The 18649-nt window shown below is 73.3% G+C and carries 14 protein-coding genes; 7 read left to right on the top strand and 7 right to left on the bottom strand.

Annotated features, from left to right (window positions below; all coding sequences use genetic code 11):
• Positions 1-65: 65 nt before the first annotated feature.
• Complete coding sequence (rfbH, locus tag B9W62_RS31915; RefSeq protein ID WP_087810393.1) at positions 66-1373, bottom strand: lipopolysaccharide biosynthesis protein RfbH; 1308 nt, start codon at positions 1371-1373, stop codon at positions 66-68.
• Between the two features lie 159 nt (positions 1374-1532).
• On the opposite strand from rfbH, the gene B9W62_RS31920 reads away from it, so the two are divergent.
• Positions 1533-2567: a ketoacyl-ACP synthase III family protein gene (locus tag B9W62_RS31920; protein ID WP_087810394.1), complete on the top strand. Its 1035-nt coding sequence runs from the start codon at positions 1533-1535 to the stop codon at positions 2565-2567.
• 24 nt (positions 2568-2591) lie between these two features.
• Here B9W62_RS31920 and B9W62_RS31925 read toward each other — a convergent pair whose 3' ends face one another.
• Entirely contained in the window at positions 2592-3353 is a 762-nt protein-coding gene (locus tag B9W62_RS31925) for an SDR family NAD(P)-dependent oxidoreductase (RefSeq protein WP_087810395.1), read from the bottom strand.
• Positions 3354-3540: 187 nt separating this feature from the next.
• Between B9W62_RS31925 and B9W62_RS31930 the strand changes: the two genes are divergently transcribed.
• Genes B9W62_RS31930 through B9W62_RS31940 form a run of 3 tightly spaced genes read left to right on the top strand, consistent with a single transcriptional unit; the run spans position 3541 to position 7053 of the window.
• Positions 3541-4869: a nucleotide disphospho-sugar-binding domain-containing protein gene (locus B9W62_RS31930; RefSeq protein WP_179235777.1), complete on the top strand. Its 1329-nt coding sequence runs from the start codon at positions 3541-3543 to the stop codon at positions 4867-4869.
• Complete coding sequence (locus B9W62_RS31935; RefSeq protein WP_087810397.1) at positions 4866-6005, top strand: acyl-CoA dehydrogenase family protein; 1140 nt, start codon at positions 4866-4868, stop codon at positions 6003-6005. Before B9W62_RS31930 ends, B9W62_RS31935 begins: the two co-directional genes overlap by 4 nt.
• Positions 5998-7053, top strand: a complete 1056-nt coding sequence (locus tag B9W62_RS31940) for a methyltransferase (RefSeq protein ID WP_087810398.1) — start codon at positions 5998-6000, stop codon at positions 7051-7053. Before B9W62_RS31935 ends, B9W62_RS31940 begins: the two co-directional genes overlap by 8 nt.
• 127 nt (positions 7054-7180) lie before the next feature.
• On the opposite strand, the gene B9W62_RS31945 is transcribed toward B9W62_RS31940, so the two are convergent.
• Together B9W62_RS31945 and B9W62_RS31950 are read right to left on the bottom strand one after the other, a co-directional pair.
• Positions 7181-8398: a nucleotide disphospho-sugar-binding domain-containing protein gene (locus B9W62_RS31945; RefSeq protein WP_087810399.1), complete on the bottom strand. Its 1218-nt coding sequence runs from the start codon at positions 8396-8398 to the stop codon at positions 7181-7183.
• A gap of 103 nt (positions 8399-8501) precedes the next feature.
• The gene (locus tag B9W62_RS31950; RefSeq protein ID WP_218781995.1) at positions 8502-9509 is read right to left on the bottom strand and encodes an NAD-dependent epimerase/dehydratase family protein; all 1008 of its coding nucleotides are present in this window, start codon (positions 9507-9509) and stop codon (positions 8502-8504) included.
• A gap of 182 nt (positions 9510-9691) precedes the next feature.
• Between B9W62_RS31950 and B9W62_RS31955 the strand changes: the two genes are divergently transcribed.
• Together B9W62_RS31955 and B9W62_RS31960 are read left to right on the top strand one after the other, a co-directional pair.
• The gene (locus tag B9W62_RS31955; RefSeq protein WP_087810400.1) at positions 9692-10297 is read left to right on the top strand and encodes a dTDP-4-dehydrorhamnose 3,5-epimerase family protein; all 606 of its coding nucleotides are present in this window, start codon (positions 9692-9694) and stop codon (positions 10295-10297) included.
• A gap of 75 nt (positions 10298-10372) precedes the next feature.
• The gene (locus B9W62_RS31960; RefSeq protein ID WP_179235778.1) at positions 10373-13624 is read left to right on the top strand and encodes an ATP-binding protein; all 3252 of its coding nucleotides are present in this window, start codon (positions 10373-10375) and stop codon (positions 13622-13624) included.
• A 24-nt stretch (positions 13625-13648) separates the two neighbouring features.
• On the opposite strand, the gene B9W62_RS31965 is transcribed toward B9W62_RS31960, so the two are convergent.
• The 3 genes from B9W62_RS31965 to B9W62_RS31975 form a co-directional block, all read right to left on the bottom strand.
• Positions 13649-14845, bottom strand: coding sequence for a nucleotide disphospho-sugar-binding domain-containing protein (locus B9W62_RS31965; protein WP_087810402.1), 1197 nt, complete (start codon positions 14843-14845; stop codon positions 13649-13651).
• A gap of 4 nt (positions 14846-14849) precedes the next feature.
• Complete coding sequence (locus tag B9W62_RS31970) at positions 14850-16013, bottom strand: nucleotide disphospho-sugar-binding domain-containing protein (protein ID WP_087810403.1); 1164 nt, start codon at positions 16011-16013, stop codon at positions 14850-14852.
• Between the two features lie 127 nt (positions 16014-16140).
• Positions 16141-16761 carry a PadR family transcriptional regulator gene (locus B9W62_RS31975; protein WP_143665485.1) on the bottom strand — a complete coding sequence of 207 codons (621 nt, stop codon included), beginning with the start codon at positions 16759-16761 and terminating at the stop codon, positions 16141-16143.
• Positions 16762-17008: 247 nt separating this feature from the next.
• On the opposite strand from B9W62_RS31975, the gene B9W62_RS31980 reads away from it, so the two are divergent.
• Entirely contained in the window at positions 17009-18607 is a 1599-nt protein-coding gene (locus B9W62_RS31980) for an MFS transporter (RefSeq protein WP_160166063.1), read from the top strand.
• The last annotated feature ends 42 nt before the right edge of the window (positions 18608-18649 follow it).

Genomic DNA, 18649 nt, shown 5'->3' on the forward strand with positions numbered 1-18649 from the left:
CGTGTGGGCCCGGCCCCCTCCCCGGGGCCGGGCCCACACGGCGTCCGCACACGGGTCGTGCGCCGTCAGCGTGCCCCGCGGGCGAACTCCCGCAGCGACGCGGCCACGTAGTCGATCATCTCGCTGGTCAGCCCCGGGTACACACCCACCCAGAAGGTCCGCTCGAGGATGACGTCGCTGTTGGTGAGGTCGCCGACCACCCGGAACTCGCGGTCGAGATAGCCCGGGTGGCGGGTCAGATTGCCCGCGAACAGCAGCCGGGTGCCGATCCTGCGGTCGCCGAGGAAACGCAGCAGCTCGTAACGGTCGTACCCGGCGTCCTCGGTCAGCGTGATCGCGAACCCGAACCAGCTGGGGTCGCTGCCGGGTGTGGCGGTGGGCAGCAGGAAGCCCGGGGTGCCCTCCAGACCGTCGCGCAGCCGCCGCCAGTTGCGCCGTCGCGCGGCACCGAACTCCTCGAGCCGGGTGAGCTGCGTGATGCCCAGCGCGGCCTGGACGTCGGTGCCCTTCAGGTTGTAACCGACGTGGGAGAACGTGTACTTGTGGTCGTACTGCGGCGGCAGGTCGCCGAGCTGGTACTTGAACCGCTTGTGGCAGGTGTCGTCCTCACCCGGTTCGCACCAGCAGTCCCGGCCCCAGTCGCGCATCGACTCGACGATCCTGGCCAGCACCAGGTTGTCGGTGAGTACGCAGCCGCCCTCGCCGGTGGTGATGTGGTGCGCCGGATAGAAGCTCGTCGTGGCGAGGTCGCCGAAGGTGCCGGTGAACCTGCCGCGGTGCAGGGACCCCACCGCGTCGCAGTTGTCCTCGACGAGGAACAGGTCGTGCTCCTCGGCGAGCCGGGCGATCTCGTCCACCTCGTACGGGTTGCCGAGCGCGTGGGCGATCATGATGGCCCTGGTCTTCGGGCCGATCGCGGCCGCGACCCGCTCCGCCGTGGCGTTGTAGGTGCCCAGTTCGACATCGACGAAGACCGGTGTCATCCCGTTCTGGTAGATCGGGTTGACCGTGGTGGGAAAGCCCGCCGCGACGGTGATCACTTCGTCGCCCGGCTTCATCCTGCGGTCCCCGAGCTGGGGCGAGGTGAGGGACGACAGGGCCAGCAGGTTCGCCGAGGAACCGGAGTTGGTCAGGTGCGCCTTGCGCAGCCCGAGCGCCTTGGCGAACTGCCGCTCGAACCTCCGCGAGCTCACGCCCGCGGCGATGCGCATGTCCAGCGCCGCCTCCACCAGCGCCACCCGGTCCTCGGCGGCGAGTACCGCCCCGGACGGCAGTACCGGGGTGACCCCGGGTATGAACTCCGTGTCCCCGGTGGCCTCCTGATGGTATTTCGCCACCGATTCAAGAATGAGCCGTTTGGCCTCGCCGGCCATCGTCCACCTCCACGTAGCTGTTGTGGCCACCCTCACGGACGCGCTTCGACACCGGTTCAAGCCGCGGTGGAAGGGGACGGGCGCTTCTCGACGGGTGCTCAAGGCGACGGTGCCAGGGTGGCGGGACGTCACCCCACCCCCGAACCGGGAGAGGTCTCCATGCGTTGGGAAAACCTGTTCGTGTCCGGCGTGGCAGCCTGGCTGCCGCCCCTCAGCACCGCCCAGGACGCGGTCATGGCCGGTCTGCTGGATCCGGCGCGGAGCAAGCTGCGCGGGATCGAGTCGGTCACGGTGGCGTCCGACGCCGAGGAGGACGCCCCGCCGCGGATGGCGGCGCGAGCGGCCCGTGCGGCGCTCGGCCGCGGGGACGTCGACCCGGCCGACGTCTCCCTGGTGCTGCACAGCTCGCTGTGGTTCCAGGGCATCGACCTGTGGCCGGCGGCCAGTTACGTCGCCCACGAGGCCGTCGGACGCCATGTGCCGGCCTTCGGCCTGGCCCAGCGCTGCAACGGCGGGATGGGAGCCATCGAGCTGGCCGGGGCCTACCTCGGGTCGGGCATCGGTGCCGGACACGCCGCCCTGCTCACCACGGGTGACCGCTTCGCCGGCCCGCGCATCGACCGCTGGAACAGCGTCGACGTGACGATGTACGGCGACGGCGCCGCCGCGCTGGTGCTGTCGACGCGCGACGGCTTCGCCCGGGTGCTGTCCACGGCCACGGGTGTGGACAACTCGCTGGAGATCCTGGCACGGGGCGACGAGCCGTTCGCCCCGCACCCGGTCGAGCCGTCACCGGTGGCCGACCTGGGCACGCGGACGGTCCGCGGCGCGGAGCTCGCGGACCTGCCCGACCTCACCCACCGCTACATCGACCTGCTGGTGGCGGCGAAGACGCAGGCCCTCGAGGACGCCGGCACCGCCATCGAGGACATCGCCCACGCGGTCATCCCGGTTTCCCGGCGGGGCACCGGCCACGAGCTGCACGACCTGCTCGGCCTGCCGGACGAGCGCACCTCCTGGGCGTACGGGCGCACCACGGGCCATGTCGGTGCGGGCGACCAGTACGCGGGGCTCGCCCACCTCGTGGAGAACGCGTTGGTCCAGCCCGGCGACCGGGTGCTGCTGTTCGGCGGCGGCGCGGGCTACACCTGCACCGCCGCGGTGGTCGAGATACTCCGGATGCCCGCGCACTGAACGGGGGCGCCGGCGGGCCGTGGGTCAGCGGCCGCCCGCCACGGTGAGTACCTGTCCCGAGATGTTGCCGTTGGCCGCGGAGCCCAGGAACGTCACGGCGGCGGCGATCTCCTCGGGGCGGCTCAGCCGGCCCGTCGGCGTCATCCTGCGCTCCTCCTCCCGTACCTCACCCGGCAGTACGGTGCGGACGCCTTCCGTCAGGGTCAGTCCGGGGCTGACGACGTTCACCAGCACGCCGTCGCGGCCCGCGTCCCACGCCATGCTCCGCATCAGTCCGTGCAGTGCCATCTTCGCGGCGCCGTAGATCTCCTGGCGCGGCTTGCCGTCGACCGCGACATGGGAGGACACGAAGACGATGCGCCCCCACCCCTGCTTGCGCATCCGGGCCAGCGCCAGCTGCGTGGTGCGCACGGTCCCGGCGACGTTTCCACTCAGCAGCGGCTCCCACTCGGCCGGCGGCAGGTCCTCGAACCGCTCGTTCGGCGTCCGGCGCCGCGGGCGTACCAGGGCGTTGGCCACCAGGACGTCGAGTCCGCCCCACCGGGCGCACACCTCGTCGACGACGGTCTCCGGCGAGCCCGGCTCGTCCAGCGCGTAGCGCAGATGGCAGGCGCGGCCGTCGGCCGCGCCCAGTTCGGCCGCGGCCCGGGCGGCCGCCTCCTCGTCCGACCGGTAGGTGAGCGCCACCCGCGCGCCCTCGGCGGAGTACGCCCGAGCCACCGCGAGCCCGATCCCCTTGCTCCCGCCGGTCACCAGTACGGTGCGGTCGCCCAGTCCCATGTCCATCCGAGGCCCTCCTGAGTCGTCACCCCCACCGGCCACGCAGGCACGGCGGCGTACGCAGCATGGCGACCGGGTCTCGAACCTGGTTCGAAGGTGAACGGGCACCTCGACCGTTCCTCGGCCGGACGTCGAAGCCGTGCGGGAAGCATCGCGGCAGCCGACTTCGACCCCTCACTCCGAGGTGATGATCTTGCGCGTACTGCTCACCACGTGGGCATGGCCGTCACATCTGTTCCCCATGGTTCCGCTCGGCTGGGCCCTTCAGGCCGCGGGACACGAGGTGCGGGTCGCCGTCGGTCCCGGGCTGACCGACGCCGTGAGCCGGGCCGGCCTGTGCCCGGTAACCGTCCGGGACGACGCCGACCTCGTCGGCATGTCCACGGCGCCCGCGCTGAACTCCTGGCACCACCAGCAGCGCTGGACGTCCGACTGGTACGACCGGCCCGAGCTGCTCAGTCCGGCACAGCGCGAGATGTACACCGCCCTGGGGCACAAGCAGACGGCCATGGCCGCGGCCATGGTGGACGGCGTGCTGGACTTCGCCCGCGAGTGGCGGCCCGACCTCGTCGTGCACGACGCGGTCACCTTCGCCGGACTCGTGGCCGGCGCCGTGCTCGGCGTACCGACCGCGGCCACCCTGTGGGGCAACATCGCGATCCCGCGGCACCAGCGGGACCCGCTCACCGGGGAGCTCGCGGCGGACTTCACCGCTCTCTTCGAACGGTTCGGTGTGGCGCCGAAACCCGAACCGGACCTGTGGATCGACCCGTGCCCGCCCCGGATGGGCCTCCCCTCGCCCGAGCCCCGGCTCACCACCCGCTTCGTGCCCTACAACGGCCCCGGCGGCTGCCCCGACTGGCTGCGTGTTCCGGCCGGACGCCGACGCGTCTGCGTCACCTGGGGCATCACGACGGGACGCATCCAGGCGGACGGCGACACCGGCATCTTCGACCAGGTGGCCGAGGCGGTGTCCGGTCTGGACGCGGAGGTCGTCTTCGCGCTCTCGGCCGCGCAGCGCGACCGCCTGGGCGCCGCCACCGCGGACGTACGCGTCGTGGAGGCACTCCCGCTCCATCTGCTGCTGCCGTCCTGCGCGGCGGTGGTCCACCAGGGCGGCGGCGGGACCACCATGACCGCCGTCTGGTCCGGCACTCCGCAGCTGATCGTCTCGCCCCGCCCCGAGCAGATGATGACCGGCGACCGGCTGGAGCGACTGGGGGCCGCACGCCATCTCCTGCGGTCCGAACTGACCGCGGATCCCGCGGCCGGCACCAAGGCGCTGCGCGGCGCGCTCCTGGACCTGCTCGACGACGCCGCGTACGCCCGGGGCGCCGCCGAACTGCGCGACGAGCAACGCGCCCAGCCGAGCCCGGCCGATCACGTGCGGCGGCTCGAGGAGCTGGCGGCGTCCGGCGGCTCGGGCGGGCCTGGGAGGGCGGGCAGCCGACCTCCGTCACCGGCACGTCGGGAGAACGCCCCGTCGCCCGCCACCAGTACGTCCGCGAGAGGACTCGGATGACCGCCGCCGCACACACCGCCCCCCTGGACGCCGGCCCCGCCCCGCGGACGGCCGAACTCGGGACCGTCGCGGCACGGTTCGCCGAACGGACCGAGCAAGCGCGCCGGCTGCCCGACGAGGTCGTCGAGGCGCTGCGGGCCGCGGGCTTCGCCCGCCATCTCGTACCCGCCCGGTGGGGCGGCACGGAAGGGACCTTCGGCACCCTGCTCCGTGCCGTCGCCGAGGTCGGCGAGAGCTGTGCCTCGACCGCCTGGAACGCGGCGGTGCACGCCATCCTCGGCCGCATGGTCTCCCATCTGCCCGAGCCGGGGCGGCAGGAGATCTGGGGCGGGGGACCCGACGAACTGTTCGCGGGATCCATCGCGCCGTCCGGTGCGGTGACGCAGGCCGACGGAGGCCACCGGCTCAGCGGCCGGTGGGCCTTCGCGAGCGGCGTCGACCACGCCTCCTGGACCCTGCTCGGCGCCATGGCACCCGGCCCGGAGTACCGGTTCTTCATGGTTCCCCGCACGCACTACCGGATCCTGGACACCTGGGCCAACGTCGGTCTGTGCGGCACCGGAAGCAACGCGGTGGTCCTGGACGACGTGTTCGTGCCCGATCACCTGTCGTTCCCCCAGGCCGAGTTGATGAACGGCGCCGGGGCGCAGGAGGCGGCCCGCACGCGCGTCCCCTTCAAACTCGTCAACGGTCTGACCTTCGTCGCGCCCGTGCTCGGCGCGGCGCGCGGGGCACTGCGGTCGTCGGCGGCACGGCTGGCGGCCAAGACGGAGATCACCGGAAAACCGGCGCGGGCCAACCCGGCGGTCCATACGGCGCTGGCGCGGGCCGGAGCCGAGATCGACGCCGCGCAGTTGCTGCTGGAGCGCGCGGCGGAGGCCGCCGACAGCGGGACGGCCGGCGCCTTCGAACGGGTCCGCTCGCCCAGGGACTTCGCCTTCGCGGCGGAGCTGCTCGGTGGAGCGGTCGACCGGCTCTTCCGCATCGGGGGCGCACGGTCGCAGACCGCGTCCGACCCGGTCCAGCGCGCCTGGCGGGACGTGAACTGCGCGGTGGGCCACGCGGTCCTCCAGTTCGGTTCCGTCGCCGGTGCCTTCACCACCCACCTCATGGACGGAGTGCCCAAGGATGTCTGAGCCGACCCCCGTGGAGCTGCTGACGCCCGCCGGCGGAGTACCGCTGGCCCCCCGGGAGAAGCTGATGCTGCTGGCCAACGGACAGCGGTTCACCGCGGTCATCCACACGTTGGCCGAACTCGACGTCGCCGGACAGCTGGCCGGGGGACCGCGGCACGTACGGGACATCGCCGAAACGGCCGGGTGCCAGGCCACCCCGCTCTACCGGCTGCTCCGGTTCGCCGTGCTCATCGGCCTGTTCCAGGAGACCGAGCCGGAGGTCTTCGCCCTGACCGAACTGGCCGAGGGGCTGCGCGGCGACCTTCCGGACAATGTCCGCGACGCGGTGCTGCTGGACGGCTCGGAGCGGTTCAACCGCGCGTTCACCGGAATCGGGCACAGCGTCCGCACCGGGAAGCCGGGCTTCGACCATGTGCACGGCATGTCGTTCTGGGAGTACCTGGAGCAGGACACACAGGCGCTGCACACCTTCGACGCGGCGATGACCGGGATCAGCCGCCGCCTCGGCCGGCACTATCTGGAGCGCCACGACTTCGGCAGGCCGTCCCGGATCGCCGACGTCGGCGGCGGGCGCGGCTACTTCCTGGCGTCGCTGCTGAAGCGGTATCCGGAGGCGACCGGTGTGCTCTTCGACCGGCCGTCGGTGGTGACCGAGGCGCACGCGCTGCTCCGTGAGCGCGCGGTCGCCGACCGGGTCGACGTCGTCGGCGGCGACTTCTTCACCGACGACCTTCCCACCGGCTGCGACACCTATGTGCTCAAGACGGTCCTGCACGACTGGCCCGACGACGCGGCGGAGACCATTCTGCGCCGGGTCCGCGCCGCCGTCGGTGACTCCGGCGCGCGGCTGCTGATCCTGGAACAGGTGGTGGCGCCGATGAACACCTGGGACCCGGCGAAGTTTCTGGACATCGACATGATGGTGATCATGGGCGGCAGGGAACGCAATCTCCAGGAGTGGCGGCGGCTGCTGGCGGCCACGGGCTTCCGGCTCACCGGGGAACCGGCGACGGGGGAGTGGACCGTGCTGGAGTGCGTGGCCGCGTAGCCGGAGCAGGGCTGCCACCGGTGGCTTCGGGCCGGTGCGCGAGGTCGGCCTCCAGGACCGGGTCGTGGTCCTGGAGGCCGACGTCGTCGTGCGGGGCGGGTACGGATGCCGCGGCGGTGAGAGCGGCTCAACGGCCGCCGGCCGCCCGCTCGAGGAGCGGAACCAGGCCGGCCGGGGAGGGCAGGGCTTCCATCGCCGTACGGACGGCGGTGGTCCGTGTGCGGCCCGCCTCCGACAGCAGGGTGCGCAGCGCCGCCTCGATCCCCTCCACGTCGCTGCTGTCCGCGGGGTCGAGCATGACGCCGGCGCCCGCCGCGTCGACCCGTTCCGCGAAGGCGGCCAGCACCGGCGCGAGCGGGAACATGAGCTGCGGCACCCCGGCCGCCAGCGCGGTCAGCCCGGTGCCCGTACCACCGTGGTGGATCAGTGCGTCGCAGCCCGGCAGCAGGAGCGACAGCGGCACGGACTCGGCCACACGGACGCCCGGCGGCAGATCGCCGAGCAGCTCCCGGTGGGCGGCACCGACGGCGAGGACGACCTCCGCGTCCAGTGCGGAGAGCACCTTGAGGGTGCGTTCGAAGGTCGGCGGCATCCGTTCCGGGCGGACCTGGGCGGCGGTCACCCCCCAGGTGAGGCAGACCCGCGGCCTGCTGTGAGGTTCGCGCAGCCACGTCGGCTCCACTCCGCCGCTGCCGTTGTACGGCACGAAACGGACGGATGTGCGCTCCACGGCGGCCGGCCACTGAAGCTGCGGAGGACAGGGATCGATCCACCCCGTGGGACCCTCCGGGGGCCGGGCGCCGAACCGCTCGAACAGGGCCGTGTAGCCCGGCAGCGGGTCGCCCGTCATGCCCTCCAGTTCGTTGCGGGTGATCATCGGAGAGCCGAACATGTGACTGAACGTAGGGAGGCCGAGTACCGCGCCCACCACGGCCGCGGCGTAGCACACGGTGTCGTGCACGATGACGTCCGGGCGCCAGGCCCTGGCGAAGGCGAGCAGGTCGTCGACCAGCGCGTCGGCGACCACGAGCTGCTTCTCCGCCAGGGCGGTGTACACGGCGGCGACCTCGGGGCCCTGTGTCTCCGGCGAGCGCGCCCAGTCCCGCGGCCACGGCGCCGTCTCGCCCAGCCAGGCGCCGAGCCCCTCGGTGCGCCGGGCCATCTCCTCGCCCGAGACGTCCCGGCCCACCGGTACCGCCGTCAGCCCGGCACCGCCGACCGACTCCGTGCAGGAGGGCGGTGCCGCGATCCGTACCTCGTGCCCGGCCGCCCGTGCGGCCCAGGCCAGCGGAACCATCGGGAACAGGTGCGAGGATCCCGTCCAAGTGGCGAACAGTACGCGCATGTGCCTTCTTTCCCCTCGGTGTTCGATGTGTGCGACGTCCCCTCCGGGTGCGGAGCGGGACCGGCGAGTGGGACGTGCGGCCGGCGGTCCGGCCGGGCCCGGCTCAGTGCCCCGACGCCTCGGAGAGATCGCGCCATTGATCGGCCACGGCGTCCTCCAGACGGCGCCGCGGCGTCCAGCCCAGAAGCTCGCGGGCCAGCCGGATGTCCACCTCCAGCCGCTCCGGCGGCCCGTCCCCGGCGCCCTGCTCCGGCTCTTCGACGACGTGAGCCGCCACCCCGCTCACCTTGATCAGCAGGTCGACCAGCGAGCGCACCGGGACGGCCTCGCCGCTGCCGATGTTGAGTACCCGTCCGCCCACGTCGGAGCGGGCGGCGGTGAGCACGGCGCCGACGGCGTCCTGGGCGTCGATGAAGTCCCGCTCGGCGCGCAGCGGTTTGAGCCGGATCTCGGCGGTCCGCCCTTCGGCGCACGCCAGGCGGAGCTGGTGGGCCACCCGGCCCAGCAGGCTGGCGGGAGGTGAGCCGGGTCCGGCGACGTTCGCCATCCGCAGCACGAGCGCGTCGATGTCTCCGCGCCGCGCCGCTTCCAGCACCAGCTCGGTGCCCGCCAGCTTGGTCCGCCCGTATGCGGTGGTGGGCCGGGTCGGCGTCCCTTCGTCGACCGGCCGCCCGTCCGCCGACGGCGTGTACTCGTTCACCGAGCCGAGGTGGACCAGCCGGACCGGCCGCCTGGCGCGGCGCAGCGCGTCGACCAGCCGCCGTACCAGTTCGGTGTTGGCGGCGACCATGTGCTCCTCGGTGGCCGCCCACACCGCGCCGGCGGCGTTCACCACCAGCGTGGGCCGGTCCCCGGTGAGCGCGTCCGCCAGCTCGGCCGGCGGGGTCCTGCACAGGTCGAGTGCGAGCGGGCGCGGGCCGGAGGGGGGCGGCCCGGGCCGCCGTGACACGGCGACCACGTCCGGGCCCTTGCCCTTGCCCTCGCCCTCGCCCTCGCTCAGGAGTGCGGCGCACACATGCCTTCCGACGAAACCCGTTCCGCCCAGCACGACCACTCTGGCGCGACCGGAGCCACCCGGCGTGACGTACTGGTCCTCGGCGCTGCCGAACATGGGGAACCTCCGCAACCCGCTGCCTGTGCGCCCGGATCCGCGTCACCGCGCGGTGACCGGCCTCGGCGCGCGGACCATGCTCCGTGTCCCGCCTCAAGCCTGTGTCCACGCTCGGTGGTCCCGGGGGCGCTCGGCGCCGGCTCAACCGAGAATCGAGCGTGGCCCCCTACGGTCGGCGCACTATGGACGTTCGTGAACTCGCGGTGCCGCGTGCGTGGCGGATCACACCGCACCAGCTTTCCGACAGCCGCGGGTCGTTCTTCGAGCTGCACCGGCACAGTCAGGTGATCGAGGCGACGGGGCGCCCGTTCTCGGTGGCCCAGGTCAACTTCTCCAGTTCGCGGCGCGGCACCCTCCGAGGCATCCACGGCACGGTCACTCCACCGGGCCAGGCGAAGGTGGTGACCTGTGTGCGCGGCGCGGTGCTCGACGTCGTGGTCGACACCAGGCTGGGTTCCCCCACGTTCGGCGTGTACGACATGACGCGGCTCGACGCCGAATCGGGAGCCGCCGTGTATCTCCCCGAGGGGCTCGGGCACGGCTTCCTGGCCCTGACCGACGACGCGTGCGTCTGCTACCTGTGCTCGTCCGAGTTCGTCCCCGGCAGCCAGGTGGACATCAACGCGCTCGACCCGGAACTCGGGATCCCCTGGGGGCTCACCGAAAAACCGCTCATGTCGGACAAGGACGCCTCCGCCCTGAGCCTGGCCGAGACCGCCGCGGCGGGCCTGCTGCCCACCTACGAGGAGTGCCTCGCCCTGGAGGCGGGGCTGAGCACGACGGTCTGAACTCGCGTGCCGGAACCGGCCCCTTGCCCACCGGGCGTCCGCCGCGGTCCGGCCGGCCTGCACAATCATCCTGTGGTGAGCAGCGTACGCATCAACATTCTGGGCGGACTCGAGGTCTGGACCGACGACGGCACCCCGGTCGGCGTGCCGGGGACACGGCTGCGCGCACTGGTCGTGCTGCTCGCCCTGGCGGCCGGCCGGCCGGTCCCCAGCGAGCGGCTGATCGGCGAACTCTGGGACGAGGAGGACCGGCCCGCGGGAGCGCCGAACGCACTCCAGGTGCTGGTCTCGCGGCTGCGCCGGACGCTGCCGGAGGGCCTCGTCGAGTCCCGGCCCCGCGCCTACCGGCTCGCCGTCCCGCCGCAGGCCCTCGACGCACGGCGGTTCGAGGAACTGGCGGCCCGCGGCCGGGCGCTGGTCGGCGACGACGACGCCGAGGCCTCGGCCGTCCTGCGCGGCGCCCTCGACCTGTGGCGCGGAGAGGCCCTGGAGGACTTCGGGGAGGCCGCGTTCGCCCGGCTGCACCGCAACCGGCTCACCGAGCTGAGGCTCGTCGTCACCGAGGACCGCGTCGAAGCCGACCTCGCCGCGGGAGCCGGGCCCGATCTGGTGCCCGAGCTGGAGACGCTCGTGGCCGTCCATCCGCTCAGGGAACGCATGCGCGCCCAGCTCATGCGGTCCCTGTCCGCAGCGGGGCGGCAGGCCGACGCCCTGGCCGTGTACGAGGAGGCCCGCCGCCTGCTCGCCCGGGAGCTGGGCGTTGATCCGGGACAGGACCTGGCCGAGGCGCACCTCGCGGTGGTGCGCGGCCAGACCGAGCCGGTACGGCACCGGGCCGCGGCACCCGCGGGCCGCCCGCGGACGAACCTGCGGGCCCAGGTCAGCCGGTTCGTGGGCCGGGAGCAGGAGATGGCGGAGATCGGCCGGCTGTTCGGCCGGTCCCGGCTGCTCACCCTGGTGGGACCGGGCGGTGCGGGCAAGACACGGCTCGCCGCGGAGTCGGCGGCCCGGCTGACCCAGGACATGCCCGACGGGACCTGGCTGGTCGAACTGGCCTCGGTGATCGACTCCTCGGACGTGCCCCGGACGGTCGTCACGACGCTGGGGCTCCGGGCCGGCGGACTGATCGCGGGCCCGGTCGGCGGCGCGAGCGACCCCGTCGGACGGCTGACCCAGGCCCTGCGGGACAAGCGGCTGCTGCTGGTGCTGGACAACTGCGAGCAGGTCGTCGACAGCGTCGCCGCACTGGTCGACGCGCTGCTGGCCGAGTGTCCGCGGCTGCGGGTCCTGGCGACCAGCAGGGAACCGCTCGGCATCGTGGGCGAGCAGCTGATCCAGGTGCTTCCGCTGCCCCTGCCGGACCGGACGACGCTCCCCGAAGCCGTCCTGGCCAGCCCGGTGATCCAGCTCTTCGGCGAGCGCGCGGCGGCCGGCCGGCCGTCGTTCCGGGTCACCCGGGAGAACGTCGCGGTGGTCCTCGACATCTGCCGGGCCCTGGACGGCCTGCCGCTGGCGATCGAACTGGCCGCGACCCGTATCCGTTCGATGTCGCTGGAGCAGATCCGCTCCCGCCTCGACGACCGGTTCGTCCTGCTGTCCGCGGGCAGCAGGACGGCGCTGCCCCGCCAGCGGACGCTGCACGCCGTCGTCGACTGGAGCTGGGACCTGCTCAGCACGGGGGAACGCGAACTGGCCGCCCGGTTCGCGGTGTTCCGCAGCGGCGCGTTCCTCGGCGCGGTGGAGCGGGTGGCCGCCGACGACCGGGACGCCCGGTCGCCGCTGGTCCGCGGCCACGAGGTGTTCGAACTGCTGGCAGGGCTGGTCGACAAGTCGTTCCTGACCGTCACCGAGGTGGACGGCGAACCGCGCTACCGCATGCTGGAGACGGTCCGGCTGTTCGCCCTGGCCAAACTCCGGGCCACGGACCGGCCCGAGTGGACGCAGAGCCGCCACGCCGAGTACTTCCTCGCGGTCGCGGAGGAGGCCGAACCGCATCTGCGACGGCACGAGCAGATCGCCTGGCTGCGGCGCCTGACCTGTGAGCACGACGAGTTCTCGGCCGCGCTGAACTGGGCGGTGGAACACGACCGGGGCGAGATCGCCATCCGGCTGGTCGCCGCGCTCGGCTGGTACTGGTTCCTGCACGGCTACCGGCGGGAGGGGGTGCACTGGGCCGAGCGTGCCCTGGCCCTCGATCCCGCCGGGGCGCCGCCGGCCGCACGGGCCCTCGCGCTCCTGACCGCCGTGCCCCAGCTGGCCGGGGAGGGCGGTGAGCCCGAGAGCCTGCGGGCCCGCATCGCCGAGGCGCACGAACTGATCGATGAGCTGGAGCGGGCGGGTACGCCCTTCTCGCACCCCGCGCTCGGTCTGTTCGAGCCCATCGCCGGCATGCTGAGCGGTGACGGCTCCGTCCTGGAGTCGGTCAGACGCCGTTCGCAGGACGCCGATCCCTGGGTACGCGCCCTCGCCCATCTGCACCGGGGACAGATCGAGATGACGCTCGGCGAGGCCGAGAGGGCGGCGGCGGACTACGCGATCGCGGCGGAGCTGTTCCGCGGCGTCGGCGAGCGGTGGGGCACCGCGCAGGTGCTGGTGGCGTCGGCCGAGTCGCAGAGCGCGCGCGGCGACCGGCGTGCGGCGATCGCCGCGCTGGAGGAGGCGCTCCGGCTCGTCGCCGAGCTGGGCGACCGGGAGGATCAGCCGCTGCTGATGGTCCGGCTGGCCACCGAGCGGGCCCACGAGGGCGACCTGGGGCCGGCCGAGGCCGAACTGCGCCGGGCACTCGAGCTGGCGGACGAGCTCGGGTCACGGGAGCAACGCGCCTATGCCCACCAGGCGTTGAGCGACGTCGCCCGTTGGTCGGGGCGCACGGACCGGGCACGGCAGCTGCTCGAAGGGGCGCTCGCCGAGTTCGCGGAGACCGGGCAGCGCCCCGACCAGGTACGTGCCCTGCTCCTTGCCTCCCTGGGCTCGGTCGAGGCCGCCGAGGGCCGGCCGCGGGGTGCCCGCCGGCGATTCGCCGAAGCGGTCACGGCACTGCCGACGGCCCCGGAGCCCGGCATCGCCGCCCGGCTGGCCGAGCTCCTCGCGGAGGTGGAGCTGGCCGAGGGCCGCCCCGAACAGGCGGCGTACATCCTGGGCACGGCGGCCGCCGTGCGCTCCGGGTCCCGGGACGCCGGCCCCGACGCGATCCGTGTCGCCGAGGCCGTGCGCCGCCTGCTGGGCGAGGGTGCGTACGGTGCCGCGCACCGTCGTGGCGCGGTGACGGGCCGGCGGGCCGCGGTCGCCCTTCTGGTGTCGGCCGCGTGCGAGGACCGCGAGCCCTGAGCGATCCCGGCGCGCCGCCGTGCGTCAGCCGGTCCTTGCCGCCGGCCGTCGTGTGCCGCCGGCCGCCAGGGACTCGAGGTGCGGGACGAGGTCCGCCGGCGTCGGCTGGCCGGCCATGTCCCGGCGCACCGCCGCCGTGCGGATGCGCGGGCCGGGGTCGTCGAGGAGGGTGCGCAGAGCCGTGGCGACCGCCGCCGGGCCGGGCCGCGTGTCCGCCGCCAGGTTCAGGCCGACGCCCGTCGCCGCCACCCGCTCCCCGCACATCGCCAGGGCGGGATTGAACTGGGGCAGCACCAGCTGGGGCAGGCCGTGGGCGATCGCCGTGAGCGCCGTGCCGGAACCGCCGTGGTGGATCACGGCGGCGCAGCCGTCCAGGAAGAGATGGAGCGGTGCCGGGTCCACCACCCGTACGGTGTCGGGCAGTTCGCCGACCTGTTCGCGCAGCTCCGGCCCGAGGGGGACGACCGCCTCGACCCGGTCGAGTCCGGCCACCGCCGAGGCGACGGTACGCAGCAGGGACAGACCGCCGAGGTGGGCGGGCATGCTCCCGAGGGACACACAGACGCGGCGCCGATCACCGGTGGCCCGGCGCGCCCAGTCCGGCACGGAGCCGGCGCCGTTGAACGGCACGTGCCGCACCGCCCGGGCCGGCGCCGCCTCGGGGAACTGCAAGCCGGGCGGGCAGGGGTCGATCACCAGCGCCGGATCACCGAGGCCGGCGGGGACACCGGCGCGCTCACAGAGGTCCGCCAGCGCCCGCCGGGCCGGTTCGGCCGCCTCGGTGGACATGGTCTCCGGTCCCCAGCGGTGCACCACCACGGGTACGCCGAGTGCTCCGCCGAGGATGCGCGCGCTGAACTCCAGGGGGTCCGTCACGATCAGATCGGGGCGCCACCACCGCCCGATCTCGAGGTGGTCGCCGAGCACACCGTCGACCCGCTCGCGCCAGCGTGCGGCGAGCTGGTCCCAGGTCGGCTGCCAGGTTCCGCCGGGAAGGGCCGCCTGCTGCTGCGCCACTCGGGCCATCCGGCGTCGCCGATCCTCCTCCAGCCGCGCGCTGCCCACGGCGGCGGTGACGAACCCCGCGGCCTCGGCCTCGGGCAGCAGATCGGGCTGGCCCGCCAGGAGGACCTCGTGGCCGGCCGCGCGCAGTGCTCCGGCCAGCGGCACCATCGGCAGGAGATGGCTGGTCACCGAAACGGCCGCGAACAGCACCCGCATCGGATCAGCCCGCCAGTTCTTCGAGTACGGGCACCAGACCGGCCGGGGTCGTCATGGACGCGATCTCGTCGCGCAGCTGATGGGCGCTCTTGGTGTAGCCCGGCTCGTCGAGCAGGGCACGCAGCGCCGCGTGGATCGCGGCCGGGTCGTTCTGTGTCTCCGCCTCGTCGAGCTGGCGGCCCGCGCCGACGGCCTCGACACGGTCGGCCACGACGAACGTGTCGGTGATGCCGGGCAGCACCAGCTGCGGCAGCCCGAACGCCGAGGCGGTGAGCGTCGAACTGGCCCCGCCGTGGTGCACGACCGCGTCGCAGGTGCCGAGGAAGAGGTTGAGCGGGGCCGGGCCCACCACCCGTACGGACGGCGGGACCGGGCCCAGCTCGTCCTGGAACTCCGGCTCGAGCGTCAGGATCGTCTCCACGTCCTCGCACTCCCCGGCGGCCTCGGCGGTGGCCCGGAACAGGGGGATGCCGTTCAGCGCCGCGGTCAGCCGCCCGAACGTCACACAGACCCGGCGCCGACCGTGCGGCTCCTCCTTCGCCCAGTCGGGCAGCGTGCCGCTGCCGTTGAAGGGCACGTACCGCATGCCCCGGCTCGGCGGCGCCTCCGGGACCTGGAGGCTCGGCGGGCAGGGGTCGATGACCAGCGCGGGCTCGGGCAGGCCGTCGAGACCGAGGCGGCCGAGCATGGTCCCCATCGTCCTGCGGGCCATCTCCTGCCCGGGGAATCCGGCCGGGTCGATGCCCCAGCGGCGGTTGACCGTCGGTATCCCGAGGACCCCGCCGACGATGAGCGCGCTGAACTCCAGCGGGTCCGCGACGATGAGGTCGGGCCGCCACTCCCTGGCCAGCGCCAGGTACTGAGAGACCATGTAGCGGCAGTGGATCAGCCAGATCTTGTTGACCGCCTCCCAGTGCCCGTCCCGCACCCGGGTGCGTCCCACCTCGATCGGCCGCTTGCCGTCGGGAAGGCCGGAGGTGAGCGGCTCCAGCGCGTCGAAGTACTCGCCGACGACCGCGGTGCACAGTCCGGCCCCGTGGGCCGTACCCACGATGTCCGGCTGCCCGGCGACCAGCACCTCGTGGCCCGCCGCGCGCAGCGCCCAGGCGAGCGGGATCGACGGCGCGAAGTGGGTGGACACCGGCGTACTCATGAACAGGACACGCATCGAGGATCTCCCTCAGCGACGGACTGCGGCAGGCTTGGGCCACCCATCGTCGAAGCCGTCGTTCGAGCCTCGCTGGGAACGCGGTCGAGGCGGCCCGCCGCAGCGGACCGCCTCGTGTCGTCCGTACTCAGTCGTCCTGCTCGGCGAGCAGCCGGTAGAGCGAACGCCGCGCGTCGAGGAGAACCTGGCGCGTCCGGTCGTAGCGCTCGTCGTCGGCGTCGTGCAGCACGTGGCGTACGGCGGTGACGACGTGTTCGCACAGGGTGTTGATCTCCACGGCACGGTCGTCGACGGCGTCGGCCAGGTTGTCCCACAGGGTGTCGAGCTGGGCACGGTGCTCCGCCACGTGCTCGCGCCCGGCGTCGGTCAGCCGGTAGCTCTTGCGACCGGAGCCCTCCACCTGTTCGGCGAGCCCGTCCTGCTCCAGGCCCTGGAGGGCGGGATAGACCGCGCCCGGACTCGGCCGCCAGGAGCCGTGGCTGCGCTCGGCGATGTACTGGATGACCTGGTACCCGTTGGCCGGCTGCTCCGCGAGGAGGGTGAGGGCCGCGTTCCTGATGTCGCCGCGCCCGGCCTTGTGGGCGCGCACCGCCGTGACGGCGGCGGCCGGGGCGACGGCCGGCAGGGCGACGGGGGCCGCCGGCATGGACGGCACGGGTGCGAACGCGGCCTCGGCACGCGGTGACACCGGCTCGACGGCGCGCACGGAGGCGGGTTCGGCGGTAGGGGGGATCTCTGCGTCACTCATGGTTCCACCTGTCTGTTCGCTCGAACTTCAGGAATGCCCTGGATGCCATGAAGATATATCTAGAACTTCTATAGAGCAAGCCCGTCCCGCCCGCCGCCCGATGCCGCTCCTCTCGCGGTGCGGCCGTGCGAACGGCCGGCTCAGCTCCGTGTCAGCGCCGGCTCAGGTCGGCGTCGCAGGGTGGTCCCGGACGAGCGGCGCCGTGCCGGGCCGCGCCATCACCGACGAACGAGGAGCATCCACAGAGATGAGCGGTCCGACCACCACGACGGCGAAGCAGACGCCCGACGGGCCGAGGACGATGTCGCCGAGGATGATCAAATGGGTCTCGGCCAGCGCGCTCGGCACCCTGCTGCTGGCCAGCCTCGACCAGACCATCGTCGGCAGCGCCGCCTGGACGATCGCCCGGGACCTGGATCCGCAGCAGGGCCTGCGCATGCTGCCCTGGCTGTTCACCGTCTACCTGCTGGCCTCGACCGCCACCCAGCCGCTCTACGGCAAGCTGAGCGACGTCTTCGGCCCCAAGCGCGTCTTCCTGTTCGCCACCAGCCTGTTCCTGGCCGGTTCGATGCTCTGCGGAACCGCCCAGAGCATGACCCAGCTGATCGTCTTCCGGGGCGTCCAGGGCCTCGGCGCGGGCGGTCTCGTCGGCGTGACACTGGTGATCGTCGCGATGATCTCGCCGCCCAAGGACCGCGCACGCAGGTCCGGCCTCGGCGGCGCGATCATCGGCGGCGGAAGCGTCGCGGGTCCGCTGCTCGGCGGCGTGGTCAGTGAACACCTCTCCTGGCGCGGACTGTTCTACATCAACCTGCCGCTCGGCCTCGCGGCACTGGCGATCATGCTGTACGCGCTCCACCTGCCCGCCGGCCGGCGACGCCGCGAGCCGGTCGACATCCTCGGTGCGGTGCTGATCGCGGCGGCCGCGAGCGTCATCCTGCTGGTCACGGACTGGGGCGGCACGAAGTACGCGTGGAACTCGCCGCTGATCCTCGTCATGGGCCTCGGCGGCGTCCTGCTGACCGCCCTGTTCATCTGGTGGGAACGGCGCACGCCGGCACCGATCCTGCCGCTGTCGCTGTTCCGCAACCCGGTCTACCGCACGGTCACCCCGCTGCAAATCGTCACGGGGCTCGCCGTCATGTCCGCGCCCGTCTACCTGGCCACGTACATGCAGATCGCGCAGGCGCACACGCCCACCAGCTCGTCCCTGTTCACCGTGCCCCTGGCGGTCGGCCTGGTGCTCTTCTCGACCTCCGGCGGCATGTGGATCTCCCGGTTCGGCCGCTACCGCATGGTGCTGGTGCTCGGAAACGTGCTGTGCACGCTGGCCCTCGCGCTCCTGGGCACCCTCGGCACACACACTCCGTCGTGGGTGATCGCGGTCGATCTGTTCCTGCTCGGCTCGGGGCTCGGCGGACTCATGCAGGTGTCGGTCCTCGCGGTGCAGAACTCCGTCGAGGCCCACCAACTCGGCGTGGCCACCACCTCGGTGCGGTTCATGGGCCGGATGGGACAGGCACTGGGCACCGCCCTGCTCGGCGTCCTGCTCAACTCGGCCTTCAACTCCCGGCTGCCGCAGGAGGTGCGGGACCAACTCGGCGGGAACGTGTCGAACCTCGGGTCCGTCCAGCAACTGCCCGAGGCGGTGCGGGAGACGGTCGTGGACGCGTTCGTCTCGGCCAACCGGGTCATGTACCTCTCGGCGGCCGCCGTCTCGGTGATCGCCGTCGCGCTCTCCTTCCTCGTGAAGGAGACGATGCACAGCGCGGAGCCGAACTGGGCCGAGGCGAAACCCGACCCCGGCGCGGGCAAGGCCGAGGGGACCGGCTCCGGGGAAGCCTGAGCCCCGGCCGACCGACCCGCGGGCAGGCGACGGCGATCCCCC

Origin of the sequence: Streptomyces sp. CS113, assembly GCF_002188365.1 — a bacterium.
GTDB lineage: Bacteria > Actinomycetota > Actinomycetes > Streptomycetales > Streptomycetaceae > Streptomyces > Streptomyces tendae.

Excerpts from the sequence above, each read along its gene's own strand:
- rfbH (WP_087810393.1), bottom strand. The coding sequence starts at position 1,373 with ATGGCCGGCGAGGCCAAACGGCTCATTCTTGAATCGGTGGCGAAATAC.
- B9W62_RS31920 (WP_087810394.1), top strand. The coding sequence starts at position 1,533 with ATGCGTTGGGAAAACCTGTTCGTGTCCGGCGTGGCAGCCTGGCTGCCG.
- B9W62_RS31925 (WP_087810395.1), bottom strand. The coding sequence starts at position 3,353 with ATGGACATGGGACTGGGCGACCGCACCGTACTGGTGACCGGCGGGAGC.
- B9W62_RS31935 (WP_087810397.1), top strand. The coding sequence starts at position 4,866 with ATGACCGCCGCCGCACACACCGCCCCCCTGGACGCCGGCCCCGCCCCG.
- B9W62_RS31940 (WP_087810398.1), top strand. The coding sequence starts at position 5,998 with ATGTCTGAGCCGACCCCCGTGGAGCTGCTGACGCCCGCCGGCGGAGTA.
- B9W62_RS31945 (WP_087810399.1), bottom strand. The coding sequence starts at position 8,398 with ATGCGCGTACTGTTCGCCACTTGGACGGGATCCTCGCACCTGTTCCCG.
- B9W62_RS31950 (WP_218781995.1), bottom strand. The coding sequence starts at position 9,509 with ATGTTCGGCAGCGCCGAGGACCAGTACGTCACGCCGGGTGGCTCCGGT.
- B9W62_RS31955 (WP_087810400.1), top strand. The coding sequence starts at position 9,692 with ATGGACGTTCGTGAACTCGCGGTGCCGCGTGCGTGGCGGATCACACCG.
- B9W62_RS31965 (WP_087810402.1), bottom strand. The coding sequence starts at position 14,845 with ATGCGGGTGCTGTTCGCGGCCGTTTCGGTGACCAGCCATCTCCTGCCG.
- B9W62_RS31970 (WP_087810403.1), bottom strand. The coding sequence starts at position 16,013 with ATGCGTGTCCTGTTCATGAGTACGCCGGTGTCCACCCACTTCGCGCCG.
- B9W62_RS31975 (WP_143665485.1), bottom strand. The coding sequence starts at position 16,761 with ATGAGTGACGCAGAGATCCCCCCTACCGCCGAACCCGCCTCCGTGCGC.
- B9W62_RS31980 (WP_160166063.1), top strand. The coding sequence starts at position 17,009 with ATGAGCGGTCCGACCACCACGACGGCGAAGCAGACGCCCGACGGGCCG.